Source organism: Pseudothauera rhizosphaerae, from assembly GCF_004801305.1.
GTDB lineage: Bacteria > Pseudomonadota > Gammaproteobacteria > Burkholderiales > Rhodocyclaceae > Pseudothauera > Pseudothauera rhizosphaerae.
Window position 1 is genome coordinate 1 of record NZ_SSOD01000019.1, and the last position, 13,149, is coordinate 13,149.

The 13,149-nt window shown below is 70.4% G+C and carries 13 protein-coding genes; 8 read left to right on the forward strand and 5 right to left on the reverse strand.

The window, feature by feature from the left end:
• The first annotated feature begins 171 nt into the window (after nt 1–171).
• From E6O51_RS22110 to E6O51_RS18520, 3 genes are all read left to right on the forward strand, one after another.
• Nucleotides 172–456 carry an energy transducer TonB gene (locus E6O51_RS22110; RefSeq protein ID WP_211091459.1) on the forward strand — a complete coding sequence of 95 codons (285 nt, stop codon included), beginning with the start codon at nt 172–174 and terminating at the stop codon, nt 454–456.
• Nucleotides 457–554: 98 nt separating this feature from the next.
• Nucleotides 555–1,193 (forward strand): flavin prenyltransferase UbiX, encoded by a 639-nt coding sequence (locus E6O51_RS18515; protein WP_136386500.1) that lies wholly within the window; start codon nt 555–557, stop codon nt 1,191–1,193.
• Nucleotides 1,183–1,785 carry an LON peptidase substrate-binding domain-containing protein gene (locus E6O51_RS18520; protein WP_136386501.1) on the forward strand — a complete coding sequence of 201 codons (603 nt, stop codon included), beginning with the start codon at nt 1,183–1,185 and terminating at the stop codon, nt 1,783–1,785. The genes E6O51_RS18515 and E6O51_RS18520 overlap by 11 nt, the downstream gene beginning before the upstream one ends.
• Before the next feature lie 99 nt (nt 1,786–1,884).
• On the opposite strand, the gene E6O51_RS18525 is transcribed toward E6O51_RS18520, so the two are convergent.
• Nucleotides 1,885–2,595, reverse strand: a complete 711-nt coding sequence (locus tag E6O51_RS18525) for a response regulator transcription factor (RefSeq protein WP_136386502.1) — start codon at nt 2,593–2,595, stop codon at nt 1,885–1,887.
• Nucleotides 2,585–4,708, reverse strand: coding sequence for a PAS-domain containing protein (locus tag E6O51_RS18530; protein WP_230976846.1), 2,124 nt, complete (start codon nt 4,706–4,708; stop codon nt 2,585–2,587). Before E6O51_RS18530 ends, E6O51_RS18525 begins: the two co-directional genes overlap by 11 nt.
• A gap of 207 nt (nt 4,709–4,915) precedes the next feature.
• Here E6O51_RS18530 and E6O51_RS18535 point away from each other — a divergent pair, with 207 nt between their 5' ends.
• The 3 genes from E6O51_RS18535 (at nt 4,916) to E6O51_RS18545 (ending at nt 7,806) form a co-directional block, all read left to right on the forward strand.
• Nucleotides 4,916–6,556: an acyl-CoA synthetase gene (locus E6O51_RS18535; protein WP_211091460.1), complete on the forward strand. Its 1,641-nt coding sequence runs from the start codon at nt 4,916–4,918 to the stop codon at nt 6,554–6,556.
• A 216-nt stretch (nt 6,557–6,772) separates the two neighbouring features.
• Nucleotides 6,773–7,480: an AzlC family ABC transporter permease gene (locus E6O51_RS18540; protein ID WP_136386504.1), complete on the forward strand. Its 708-nt coding sequence runs from the start codon at nt 6,773–6,775 to the stop codon at nt 7,478–7,480.
• The gene (locus E6O51_RS18545; RefSeq protein WP_136386505.1) at nt 7,477–7,806 is read left to right on the forward strand and encodes an AzlD domain-containing protein; all 330 of its coding nucleotides are present in this window, start codon (nt 7,477–7,479) and stop codon (nt 7,804–7,806) included. Before E6O51_RS18540 ends, E6O51_RS18545 begins: the two co-directional genes overlap by 4 nt.
• 9 nt (nt 7,807–7,815) lie before the next feature.
• On the opposite strand, the gene E6O51_RS18550 is transcribed toward E6O51_RS18545, so the two are convergent.
• Nucleotides 7,816–8,937: an AI-2E family transporter gene (locus tag E6O51_RS18550; RefSeq protein ID WP_136386506.1), complete on the reverse strand. Its 1,122-nt coding sequence runs from the start codon at nt 8,935–8,937 to the stop codon at nt 7,816–7,818.
• Between the two features lie 3 nt (nt 8,938–8,940).
• Nucleotides 8,941–10,275, reverse strand: coding sequence for a hemolysin family protein (locus E6O51_RS18555; protein ID WP_136386507.1), 1,335 nt, complete (start codon nt 10,273–10,275; stop codon nt 8,941–8,943).
• Between the two features lie 580 nt (nt 10,276–10,855).
• Between E6O51_RS18555 and E6O51_RS18560 the strand changes: the two genes are divergently transcribed.
• Nucleotides 10,856–11,818: a TerC family protein gene (locus E6O51_RS18560; protein ID WP_136386508.1), complete on the forward strand. Its 963-nt coding sequence runs from the start codon at nt 10,856–10,858 to the stop codon at nt 11,816–11,818.
• A gap of 25 nt (nt 11,819–11,843) precedes the next feature.
• Here the strand turns inward: E6O51_RS18560 and gcvA are convergent, their stop codons facing one another.
• Nucleotides 11,844–12,842 (reverse strand): transcriptional regulator GcvA, encoded by a 999-nt coding sequence (gene gcvA / locus E6O51_RS18565; protein WP_136386509.1) that lies wholly within the window; start codon nt 12,840–12,842, stop codon nt 11,844–11,846.
• A 117-nt stretch (nt 12,843–12,959) separates the two neighbouring features.
• Here gcvA and E6O51_RS21935 point away from each other — a divergent pair, with 117 nt between their 5' ends.
• A complete protein-coding gene (locus E6O51_RS21935) occupies nt 12,960–13,130 on the forward strand; it encodes a hypothetical protein (RefSeq protein WP_168735332.1) in 171 nt (56 codons plus the stop codon).
• Nucleotides 13,131–13,149: the final 19 nt, after the last annotated feature.

The window sequence follows — 13,149 nt, forward strand, 5'->3', positions numbered from 1 at the left end:
CCGCCCGCCCCCGAGCCGCCCCCCAGGCCGGCGGCGAAGCCCATGCCGCGACCGGCCCCGACGCCCCGCCCCATCGCAGCGGCACCCGCGCCGCAGGCGGTTCCCGAAACACCCACGCCACCGGCACCCATTGTGGCGGAGCCTGCCCCACCGGCCGCGGAACCCCGGGCAGTGCCCACCGCCCCCAGCCGCGCCTACCTGCCGGTGGAAAAACGCGCCCCCGCCTATCCGCCGCGCGCCGAGGAACTGGGCATCCAGGGCGACTGCACGGTGAGCTATACGGTCAACGCCCAGGGCCGGGTGGAAGACCCGCAGGCGCAGGAGGACTGCCATCCGCTCTTCGTCCGCCCGTCCATCGCCGCCGCGCGCGCCTTCCGCTACGAGCCGCGCATCGTGGACGGCCGCGCCGTCGCCGTGCCCGGCATCCGCAACACCTTCCACTACCGGCTGAAGTAATCTGCAGCCATCCGCAGCAGGCGGCACGGGTGCGCCCGCGGCTTTCCCTGACGGGACGGGCGTGCAACACTAACGGCCCGTCCACTCCAGCCCGCCTCATGACCCAGACCGTCGCCGTCGCCTTCACCGGCGCCTCCGGCATGCCCTATGGCATCCGGCTCGTGGAATGCCTGCTGGCCGCCGGCTGCCGGGTGTGGCTGCTGTATTCCCAGGTGGCGCAGGTGGTCGCGCGCCAGGAGATGGGGCTGGAGCTGCCGTCGCGGCCGGCCGAGGTGCAGGCCGCGCTGCGCGCCCGCTTCAACGACGCCGGCGGCCGCCTGCGCGTGTTCGGCCGCGAGGAATGGTTCGCGCCGCCGGCCTCCGGCTCCGGCGCACCCGACGCCATGGTGGTGTGCCCGTGTACGATGGGCACGCTGGCGGCCATCGCCGCCGGCCTGGCCCAGAACCTGATCGAGCGCGCCGCCGACGTGGTCGTCAAGGAAGGCCGCAAGCTGGTGCTGGTGCCGCGCGAGACGCCGTTTTCCGCCATCCACCTGGAGAACATGCTCAGGCTCGCCCGCCTGGGGGTGGTGATCCTGCCCCCCAACCCGGGCTTCTACCACCATCCGCAGCGCATCGAGGATCTGGTCGATTTCGTCGTCGCGCGCATCCTGGACCAGCTCGGCGTGGCGCACGGGCTGGTGCCGCGCTGGGGCGAGGAAGGCACTGAAGGCGGGGAGGCACGCGATGGCCAATGAAACCGCCCGCCTGCCCCTGTTTCCCCTGGGCACCGTGCTGTTCCCGGAAGGCCTGCTGCCGCTGCGGGTGTTCGAGGCGCGCTACATCGACATGATCGCCCGCTGCCTGCGGGACGAGTCCGGCTTCGGCGTGTGCCTGATCGCCGCCGGCCGCGAGGTGGGGGAGGCGGCGGTGCCCCACCTCATCGGCACCGAGGCGAGGATCGAGAGTTGGGACATGACCGAGCCGGGCATGCTGTCCATCGTCGTGCGCGGCCGCCGCCGCTTCCGCATCGAAGACCACGCCGTGGAGGCCGACGGCCTGCTCACCGCCACGGTGCGCTGGCTGGACGAACCGCCGGCCCAGGCCGTGCCCGACGCCCAGGCGGACATCCTGCCCCTGCTCGGCGCCATCGCCAGCGAGGCCGGCAACCCCCTGCCCGAACCCCTGCGCTTCGCCGATGCGGCCTGGGTGGGCGCCCGCTACGCCGAACTGCTGCCCATCCCGGCGCGCGCCCGCCAGGCGCTGCTGGAACTGGACGACGTGGTGAGCCGGCTGGAGATCATCCAGCAGTACCTGCGCCAGCACGGCCTGCTGGGGGCGGGGAACTGACGGCGGCCCCTTCGCCCCGCACTTCGCTGTGGGAGCGGGCTTGCCCGCGATGCGGTTTTGTTTGCACCCGGAGCCGCCGCATCGCGGGCAAGCCCGCTCCTACGACCAGCGCACCTCGGCGCACAGCAGGTAGCCCGCCCCATACACCGTCTTGATCAGCCGCGCATGCTGGGAGTTGTCCTCCAGGCGCTTGCGCAGGCGCGACACGCGCAGGTCTATGCTGCGGTCCAGGGCCTCCAGGCTGCGCCCGTCCAGGAGCTGCTCCCGCGACAGGATCTGGTTGGGCCGTTCCAGCAGGCGGCGCAGCAGGGTGGCTTCGGCCAGACTGAGGTCTTCGCTGCGCCCGTCCGGCCCGGTGAGGACGTGGGTGGCGGAATCGAAGCGCCAGCCGGCGAACTCGGCCACGCGCGGCGGTTCGCCTTCGGCGAGCGCGGCGGGACGGTAACGGCGCAGGATGCTGCGCACGCGGGCGATCAGTTCGCGGGGCTCGAAGGGCTTGACCATGTAGTCGTCCGCGCCCAGCTCCAGGCCGCTCACGCGGTCGTGGGTGTCGCCTCGCCCGGTGAGGATCAGCAGGCCGAAGGCGTGGTGGGCGCGGATGCGGCGCACCAGTTCCAGGCCGTCCATGTCCGGCAGGCCCAGGTCGAGGATGCACACGCCGGGCGGGCGGTGGCGGATGCGTTCCAGCAGCGCGGCGCCGGTGGCGAAGCTCTCGGTGGGGAAATCGTACTTCTCCAGCGCGCCGCGGAGCAGCCGCGCGACCGCCGCGTCGTCCTCGACGATGTAGACCAGCTCGTCCTCACGCACCATCGCCGTCTCCTGCGGGCATGGCCGGCGCGATGCGCGCCAGCGCGGCGTACAGCCCCTCGCGGGTGAAGGGCTTGGGCAGCAGGGGCGGCGCCAGGTCGTCGCCGATGCTGCCGGCCGCGTCCGTGTAGCCGCTCATCAGGATCACCGGCAGCCCGGGGCGGAAGCCGCGGGCGAAGCGGGCCAGGGCGTGGCCGTCCAGGCTGCCGGGCATGACCACGTCGGACACCAGCAGCGCGATGGCCGGTATCGTCTCCAGCAGGTCGGCGGCCTCGTCGCCGCTCTCCGCTTCCAGCACCGCGCAGCCGAGCGCGGCGAGCTGCTGGCGCACCACGCGGCGCACTTCCGCGTCGTCCTCGGCCAGCAGCACCATGCGCCCTTGCAGCCAGCGTGCCGGATCGCCCGCCGTGGCGAGGCCTTCGTCCGCAGCGCCGTCGCCGCCTTCGGCGCAGGGCAGCAGCAGCGCCACCGTGGTGCCGCAGGCCTGGCGGCTGCGGATGCGCACGCCGCCGCCGGACTGCTTGACGAAGCCATACACCATGGCCAGCCCCAGGCCGCTGCCGCCGTTCGCCTTCTTGGTGGTGAAGAAGGGCTCGAAGGCACGCGCCAGCGTGCTGCCGTCCATGCCCTGGCCGTTGTCGGCGACGCTGATCTGCACGTAGTCCCCCGACGCCAGTTCCAGGTCGGCCGCGACCGCGGGCGTCAGCGTCTCGATGCCGGCCGCGATGCGCAGTTCGCCGCCGTTGGGCATGGCGTCGCGGGCGTTCAGGGCCAGGTTGAGCAGCGCGCTTTCGAGCTGGTGGGGGTCGGCCAGCGCCACCGGTTCCGGGTCGCCGGCCGTGGTGAGGATGGCGATGTTCTCCGGCAGGGAGCGGCGCAGCAGGCGGGTGAGGCCGTGGATCAGCGCGCCCGCCGCCACCGCGCGCGGCGACAGGGGCTGCTGGCGGGCGAAGGCGAGCAGGCGGCGGATCAGCGCCGCGCCGCGGCCGGCGGCGAGCAGCGCCGGCTCCACGTATTCGGCCACCACCGTGTCGTCGGCGCGCAACCCGCGCAGTTCGTTGAGGTTGCCGGCGACCACGGTCAGCATGTTGTTGAAGTCGTGCGCCAGGCCGCCGGTGAGCTGGCCCACGGCCTCCATCTTCTGGGCCTGGGCGAAGGCGCTCCGGGTGCGGTGCTGCTCGGTGATGTCCACCCCGTGCACGAAGCAGCCCAGCACCTCGCCGGCCGGGCTGAAGTCCGGCACCAGCGTGCTGCGCGCGTGGCGCTCGCCGCCGTCCGCACTGGCCGGCGTACCCGCCAGCGTGTACTCGTAGCTCACTTCCTCGCCGGAGAGCGCACGGCGCAGCGGCTCGGCCACCTGCTCGAACAGGCGCGGGCCGACCACCGCGGCCACGGGCTGGCCGACGATGCGCGCGGGGGTCCAGCCGAACCACTCCGCATAGCGCCGGTTGGCGTAGCGGTAGGCCAGGCTCCCGTCCACGTAGGCGATGTGCGCCGGAATCGCGTCGGTGATCTGGCGCAGGCGGGCCTCGCTGTAGCGCAGGGCGACGGTGATCTCGCGGTTCTTCTCGATGGCCGCGGTCAGTTCCGCGTTGGCGGCGGTGAGCTCGGCGGTGCGGCGCTGGATGTGCGCCTCCAGTTCCGCCTTGTGGCGCTCGATCTCGTCCTGGCGGTGCTGCAGGTCGGTGATGTCGGAATAGAAGATGACGAAGCCGCCCTCGTCCGGCAGCGGCTGGCCGCGCAGTTCCAGCACCCGCCCGCCGGGGCGCACCCAGCGCGTGCGATGGGGGTGGAAGCTGCGCGCCGCGGCCATGCGCGCGGCCACTTCGGTTTCGATCCCGGCGGCATCCATGGCGCCATATTCGCCGCGCGCCGCGTTGTGGCGCACGAAGCGCTCGTAGGGCGTGCCGGCCGCCAGCAGTTCGGCGGGGTAGTCGAGCAGTTCGGCGAAGCGGCCGTTCCAGGCGACCAGGCGCAGCCCGGCATCGAACACGGTCACGCCTTCGTCGAGCAGTTCCAGCGCGCCGCCGACCATGCGGCGGTAGAGGGCGTCGTCCACCGCAGCGGGGCCGGCGGCAGGCGAAGCGATGGCAGGCAGGATGGCGGGGAAACTCATGGTGCGGGGCGGACGGCACGCCGGGGAACCCCGGCAGTTCCGATTCTACCCGCGCCCCGGCAGGCGCGGATGGCACCGGCGACACGATTTCGTACATTTCCACGCAACTTCCGACAACTTCATCTGCCATGTTCGCCGGTCAGGCCGGAGCCATACGCAAGCGTATGTCCCCGCCCACAAGACCAAGACCGAAGGAAGGAGAATCAGGTGTCCCAATCCGCATACGAGCAGGGCCTGGACCGCAATCCCGCCAACTACGTGCCGCTGTCGCCGCTGTCCTACCTGGAACGCAGCGCCTGCGTTTACCCGAACCGCACGTCCGTGATCCACGGCGCGCGCCGCTACACCTGGGGCCAGACCTACGAACGCTGTCGCCGCCTGGCGAGCGCGCTGGTGCAGCGCGGCGTGGGGCGCGGCGACACGGTGGCGGTGATGCTGCCCAACGTGCCGGCCATGGTGGATGCCCATTTCGGCATCCCCATGACCGGCGCCGTGCTGAACACGCTGAACACCCGCCTGGACGCGGAAGCCATCGCCTTCATGCTGACCCACGGCGAAGCCAAGGTGCTGATCACCGACCCGGAATTCGCCCCCACCGTGCGCGCCGCGCTCGACCTGCTGGAAGGGCCGAAGCCGCTGGTGATCGACGCGCTGGACGACGAGTTCCCCGGCAAGGACCGCCTGGGAGAGATCGAGTACGAGGACTTCCTCGCCTCCGGCGACCCGGACTACGCCTGGGAACTGCCGCGCGACGAATGGGACGCCATCGCGCTGAACTACACCTCCGGCACCACCGGCAACCCCAAGGGCGTGGTCTACCACCATCGCGGCGCCTATCTCAACGCCGCCTCCAACATCATCTCCTGGGGCATGCCGCAGCACGCCGTGTACCTGTGGACGCTGCCCATGTTCCACTGCAACGGCTGGTGCTTCCCGTGGACCATGGCGGCCAACGCGGGCGTCAACGTCTGCCTGCGCAAGGTGGACCCGGCGCTGATCTACGAGCTGATCCGCTCGCACCACGTCACCCACATGTGCGGCGCGCCCATCGTGTACGGCCTGCTGATCAACGCCCCGGACGGCCTGCGCGCCGGCATCGAACACAGCGTGGCGGGCCTGATCGCCGGCGCCGCGCCCCCGGCGGCCATCATCGAGGGTGCCGAGAAGATCGGCTTCGACATCACCCACGTGTACGGCCTCACCGAGACCTACGGCCCGGCCTCGGTGTGCGCCAAGCACCCGGAATGGAACGATCTGCCCATCGACCGCCGCGCCGAGCGCAACGGCCGCCAGGGCGTGCGCCATCACATGCAGGAGGCGCTGACGGTGATGGACCCGCAGACCATGCAGGCGGTGCCCGCCGACGGTGAGACCATGGGCGAGCTGATGTTCCGCGGCAACATCGTCATGAAGGGCTACCTGAAGAACGAGAAGGCCACGCGGGAAGCCTTCTCCGGCGGCTGGTTCCACACCGGCGACCTGGGCGTCATGCAGCCGGACGGCTACGTCAAGATCAAGGACCGGTCCAAGGACATCATCATCTCCGGCGGCGAGAACATCTCCTCCCTGGAAGTGGAGGAAGTGCTCTACCGCCACCCCGCCGTGCTCACCGCCGCCGTGGTCGCCAGGCCCGACGAGAAGTGGGGCGAAGTGCCGGCGGCCTACATCGAGATCAAGGACGGCAGCAACGTGACCGCCGAGGACATCGTCGAGCACTGCCGCGCGCACCTGGCGCGCTACAAGGTGCCCAGGCACATCGAGTTCTGCGTGCTGCCCAAGACCTCCACCGGCAAGATCCAGAAGTTCGCGTTGCGCCAGCAGGCCAAGTCCGCCTCGGCCATCGGCTGAAACCCGGCGGGCACACGGGGAACCACGGGGCAGCGTTCGCGCTGCCCCGTTTTGCGTCGACCTCCGGGTAGGAGCGGGCTTGCCCGCGATGCGGCGTTCATTTTCCCGCAGGCCGCATCGCGGGCAAGCCCGCTCCTACAATACGGGCCACACCCTGGCGCCGGTTCGATAAGCTGTCGCCTTTCGGCCTTTGCACAAGAACAAGACCCCGACCCCATGTTCAACGACTCCTTCAAGCGCGGCGCCGCCGAAGGTTTCCGCGCCTTCCTGCCGCTGTCGGTGGGCATCGTGCCCTGGGCGGTGGTCACCGGCGTGGCCATGCGCTCCATCGGCCTCTCCCCGCTGGAAGCGATGGGCATGAACGCCATCGTCTACGCCGGCACCGCCCAGCTCGGCACCCTGCCCCTGATCGCCGCCGGCGCACCCCTGTGGCTGCTGGTGCTCACCGCGCTGGTGCTCAACCTGCGCTTCGTGATCTTCTCCGCCGCCCTCGCCCCGGCCTTTGCCGGCTACACCCGGCGGCGGCGCGTGTTCTCCAGCTACCTGCTGGTGGACGGCGTGTTCGCCGTCCTCTCCGAGCGCATCCTCAAGTCCGACGATCCGCACTGGCGCTGGGGCTGTTACATCGCCCCCTCGGCGTGGTGCTGGGTACTGTGGCAGACCTTCACCCTGGTCGGCGTTCTGGGCGCCGGCGTGCTGCCCGCCAACTGGTCGCTGGAATTCATGGCCACCATCGCACTGCTGGTCATGCTGGTGCCCATGAGCGCCACCCGGCCGATGCTGGTCGCCGCGCTCGTCGGCGGCCTGGGCACGGTGCTGCTGCGGGGGTTGCCGCTCAAGCTCGGCATGATCGCCGGCATCGCCCTCGGCATCGCGGCGGGCTTCGCCGCCGAACACTGGCAGCGCGGCGGGAGGCGGGCATGAGCGAAGGCCTATGGCTGTGGATCACGCTGGCCGCGATCGGCAGCACGACGATACTGACCCGCGGCAGCTTCATCATCCCCGGCGAGCGCGCCCGCCTGCCCGCCACCCTGCAACGCGCGCTGCGCTACGCCCCGGCCGCCGCGCTGGCGGCGCTGGTGGCGCCGGACGTACTGCTGGCGGACGGCGAACTCTCGCCCTTCAACCCGAGGCTGGCCGCCGCCGTCGTGGTGACCCTGGTGTGCTTGCGCTCGCGCAACCCCTGGCTGCCCTTCATCGCCGGCATGGGCGTCCTGCTGCTGTTGAGCAAGGGTTTCGGCCTGGGCTGAAGCAGGCCCTTACGGATTGGACGGGCCGGGCGGCGTGTCCGCCCTGCCCGCCTCCGGCGCCGGGGATGGCGGCGGGTTGAGGTCCGATTCCTCTATCCATTCCCGCCACACCGCCATCAGCACGGCGAGGATCACCGGGCCGAGGAAGAGGCCCACCAGGCCGAAGGCCGCCAGGCCGCCCAGCACGCCGAACATCACCAGCAGGAAGGGAATCCGGGTGGCATTGCTGATGACCAGCGGGCGCACCAGGTTGTCCACCCAGCTCACCACCAGCACGCCCCAGGCGATCAGGCCGAGGCCGGCGGCGACGTCGCCGCGCACCAGCAGCCAGGCGGCGACCGAGCCCCAGGCCAGCGGCGCGCCGAAGGGGACCATGGCGATCAGCGCGGTGGCCGCGCCCAGCAGCGCCGGCGCCTGCATGCCGGCCCACCAGTAGCCCAGCCCGGCCACGATACCCTGCGCCAACGCGGTGAGGACGATGCCCCACACCACCGCCTTGGTTGTGCTGCCGACGGCGACGAGGTAGGCGTCGATGCGGGTGCCGAGAAAGCGGTAGAGCACGCGCCGCACCTGGTCCAGCACGTGCTCGCCGTCGCGGTACAGGAAGAACAGGGTGATCAGCGCGAAGCCCAGCTTGGCGGCGTTGCGCCCCACGTCGCCCACCAGGCGCACGAGGTGGTCGGAGCCCTGGCTGACCCAGGCGGTGAGCTGGCGGCGGAAGGCCTCCGGGTCGCCGACGATCTCGTCGATGAGCTGCTGCAGGTAGTCGCCCAGCCAGGGCAGGGCGCGCACGAATTCCGGCAGCACCGGCGGGCCCTGGCGGATCTGCGCGGTGATCGCCGCGATGGCCGAACCAAGCTCGCCGCGCAGCAGGATGCCCATCCACAGGGCTGGCAGCACGAAGGCGGCGGTGACCAGCAGCGCCATCAGCAGCGCGCTCGCCACGGGCTGGCGCACCAGCCGGTCGCGCAGGCGGCGGTATAGGGGCCAGGTGGCGTAGGCGACGATGACGGCCCAGGCCACCGGCACGATGAACAGATGCAGCACCGAGTAGCCGAGCAGCAGCAGCCCGCCCAGCAGGAAGCCGACGATGGCGCGGCGCACCAGTCTTTCGGCGACCTGGTCGATCATGGGCTAATCGCCCGCCGGTTCCGCCGGCTCGCCTTCGGCGGCCGCATCGGCCTCGGCGTTCGGCAGGCGCATGGCCAGCACCTTGTCGATGCGCTTGCCGTCCAGGTCGACGACCTCCAGCCGCCAGCCTTCCCAGGTGGCCACGTCGCCGGTGCCGGGCAGGCGCCCCAGCAGCCACATCATCATGCCGGACAGGGTGTGGTAGCGCCCCTTCTCCTCCTCCGGCACGGTCTTGAAGCCCAGCCTGTCCTTCATCTCGACGATGGGGATGAGGCCGTCGAGCAGCCAGGAGCCGTCCTCACGCTGCACCGCCCAGCCCTCCGCGGTGTCGCTGGGCACGAATTCGCCGGTCACCGATTCGATCAGGTCGTGCAGCGTGACGATGCCCTGCACCTCGCCGTATTCGTCGATGACGAACACCATGTCGGTGCCGGAAGCACGGAACTGTTCCAGCAGCTCCATGCCGGTGAGCGATTCGGGCACGTACACCGGCGGCAGGAGGTCCTGCGCCAGGTCCACCGGTACGCCGCGCACGGTCTGGATGAAGAGCTGCTTGGCGCTGATCACGCCGAGGATCTCGTCCGGACCGCCGCGACAGACCGGAAAGCGCGAATGGTCGGTGGCGGCGATCAGCGCCAGGTTCTCGTCGAGCGGGTGGCTCACGTCCAGCCACACGATGTCCGAGCGCGGCACCATCAGCGAGGCGAGCTGGCGTTCGTCCAGGCGGAACACGTTGCGCACCATCTCGTGTTCGCTCTTCTCGATGACGCCGGCTTCGGTACCCTCGTCCAGCATGGCGTGGATTTCTTCCTCGGTCACGCTCGGGCCCTGGTTTTCGCGCTGGCCCAGCAGGCGCAGCAGCATGACGGTGGAGCCGGACAGCAGGCGCACGAAGGGGCGCGAGGCGATCGCCAGCATGTTCATCGGCCGCGCCACCAGGCGGGCGATGCCTTCCGGGTTGATCTGGCCCAGGCGCTTGGGCACCAGTTCGCCGATGACGATGGACACGTAGGTGATCACCACCACCACCAGCACCGTGGCGCCGAGCGAACTCGGCCCTTCGGCCGCCCCCAGCGTCTGCAGCCACTTGGCCAGCGGCCCGGCCAGCGCCGCCTCGCCGACGATGCCGTTGAGGATGCCGATGGAGGTGATGCCGATCTGGATCGTGGACAGGAAGCGGGTCGGGTCCTCGCCCAGCTTGACGGCGACCGCGGCCGCGCCGTCGCCCTCTTCGGCGAGGCGGGCGAGACGCGCGCGGCGGGCCGCCACCAGCGCGATCTCCGACATGGCGAAGAGGCCGTTGAGCAGGATCAGGGCTACGAGTATCAGGATTTCCATGACATGGGAGGCGTGGCGGTCGGGACGTGCGCAGTCCTGCCGCCAGGCACTTGGGAATGGGTTGGGAAGGAGTATGGGCGCACGAAGGCGCCGAACGCCGCGCCGGCCGCGAGAGCGGCGGCAGAAGTCCGGGTGCCGCGAGCTGCGGCCAATGAAGGGCGCGGGCGGCTTCGCCCGGTAGAGACGGTGCGGTGGGCGGAGCGGGCCGGCCCGGCGGCCGCGATCGATATGGAACGACTCATAGGGCGGGATCGTGCTCGATCCCGCGGCATCCTTCATCCGGTTGGGTCGGCCGATCATGCCGGATTCCTTGCGCTTTGTCATCCGCACGGGGCCCGGGGGCGTGTTGACTTTGGCAAGGCAATGCATACACTGCACGCCACCAAGGGGAGTAGCTTCTCAGCCGCAGCATCGTCATCACGGCAGGCCGGCCGCCAGGCCGCCTCCCGGTGCTGCGGGCAACCACGGTTGCAAGCGAGACCTTGCCGGAGGGCAAGGCTCGCGTACGCAAAGACTCCCACGCATGGCCTGTGTCCTTCGGGAACGGGCCATTTTGTTTTTCTGCAGCGGAGTTTCTGTCGTGCAATCGATCGGTACCTGGTGGATGTGGGCGGCGTTCGCCGCCATCGTGGCGGCCATGCTGGCGCTGGACCTCGTCGTCTTCAAGGGCGGCAAGCAGCACCGCGTGTCGCTGAAGGAAGCGGCGGCGTGGTCGGCGGCCTGGGTCGCCGTGGCGCTGCTCTTCAACCTGGGCCTGTGGTGGTACCTGGACGCCAACGTGGGGCGCGCGGTCGCCAACGAGAAGGCGCTGGCCTTCCTGACCGGCTACCTGGTGGAGAAGTCGCTCGCCGTCGACAACATCTTCGTCTGGATGATGATCTTCAGCTATTTCGCGGTGCCGCTGGAACTGCAGCGCCGCGTGCTGCTGTACGGCATCGTCGGCGCCATCGCGCTGCGCACCGTGCTGATCCTCGCCGGCAGCCTGCTGATCTCCGAGTTCCACTGGATTCTCTACATCTTCGGCGCCTTCCTGGTGGCCACCGGCATCAAGATGGTGTGGGCCGCCGAACACGACCCGGATCTGGCCAAGAACCCCTTCATCCGCTGGATACGCAGGCACTACCCGGTCACTGAACGGCTGGAGGGCGAGCGCTTCTTCGTCGTGCGTGACGGCGTGCGCATGATGACGCCGCTCTTCCTCACCCTGGTGCTGGTGGAGATCTCCGACGTGGTGTTCGCCGTGGACAGCATCCCGGCCATCTTCGCCATCACCACCGACCCCTTCATCGTGCTCACCTCCAACCTGTTCGCCATTCTCGGCCTGCGCGCGATGTTCTTCCTGCTCGCCGACCTGGGCGACCGCTTCGAGTATCTGAAATACGGCCTGGCCGCCATCCTGGTGTTCATCGGCGCCAAGATGCTGATCGTGGAATGGGTGAAGATCCCCATGGGCATCTCGCTGGGCGTGGTGGCGATCATCCTCGCGGTATCGGTCATTGCCAGCCTGTGGATCACCTCGGCGCGCCGGCACGGGGCGGATTGACGTTTCCGCCCGCCCGCGGCCGGCCCTACGGCCCGGTCGCGGGCCCGGCGATGACAGCCGGGGACGCTGCGGAGGCCATGGCGCCGGCAGCTTCCTGCACCAGCCAGGCGCGGAAGGCCTCGATGGCGGGCTGGCCGGCGGAGTCGGGGCGGGTGATCAGGAAGTAGGCGTAGTTGCGGTTGATGGTGACGTCGAAGGGCGCCACCAGCCGCCCTGCGGCAATCTCGCCGGCCACCAGCGGGCGCGACAGCAGCGCCACGCCCAGCCCGTCGGCCGCCGCGGCGATGGCGAGCCCGGAATCGGTGAAGTGGGGACCGGCGGATGCATCCACGCCGCTCACGCCGGCGGCCCGCAGCCAGTCGGCCCAGCTCGGGCGCTCGCGTTCGAGCGGGATGGTGTCGTCGTGGATCAGCAGGTGGTAGCGCAGATCCCCCGGCTTGCGTAGCGGCCGCTTGGCGCGCAGCAGCACGGGGCTGCACACCGCGGTGTACTCGGGCATGAACAGGCGCTCCACGCGGAAGCCGGGGTAGCGGCCGGTGCCGTAGCGAATCCACGCCTCCGGCCCCTCGCCGCGCGGCGGGCGGATCACCATCGACGGGCTGCCCGGCGCCTCGCCCCCGTCGATCATGCGCGCCGAAGCCGACAGGTGCAGTTCGATCTGCGGTTCGCGCTGCCCGAAGCCCTGCAGGCGCGGCACCAGCCAGCGCGACGCGAAGGACGGCGGCGCCACGACCACCAGCCGCGTGAGCGGACCGAGCGCGCGGACCTGCGCCACCGCCCCGGCAAAGCACTCCAGCCCCTCGCGCACCTTGGGCAGCAGCGCCTCGCCCTGGGGCGTGAGTTCCAGCGCCCGCGTCAGGCGCCGGAACAGGGCACAGCCCAGATATTCCTCCAGCCCGCGAATCTGGTGGCTGATCGCGGTCGGCGTCACCGCCAGTTCCTCGGCGGCGAGCTTGAAACTCAGATGGCGCGCCGCCGCCTCGAAGGCGCGCAACGCGTTGAGCGGCGGCAGGCGATAAGCCATATAGGTGAATTTTTCTCAGGCATCGGCTGACAAATGATCGTTTGTTGCAGCGCAATGCGCAACGCTAGATTAGCACCGCACCCACACGACGGGTTACCGATGTCAAGGAGCCACACAATGGACGACTACATCTTTGTTCAGTACCGCATCCGCGAAGCGCGCCGCCTGCGCGACGAAGCCCTCGGCGATGCCATTGCCGCCGCCTGGCACGCCATGGGCCGCATCATCCGCCGCGCCGCGCACACGCTCGCTGCGCAACTGCGTTCGCACCACCTCCTGCCCCACTGAAGATTCAGCACCCCCGGCA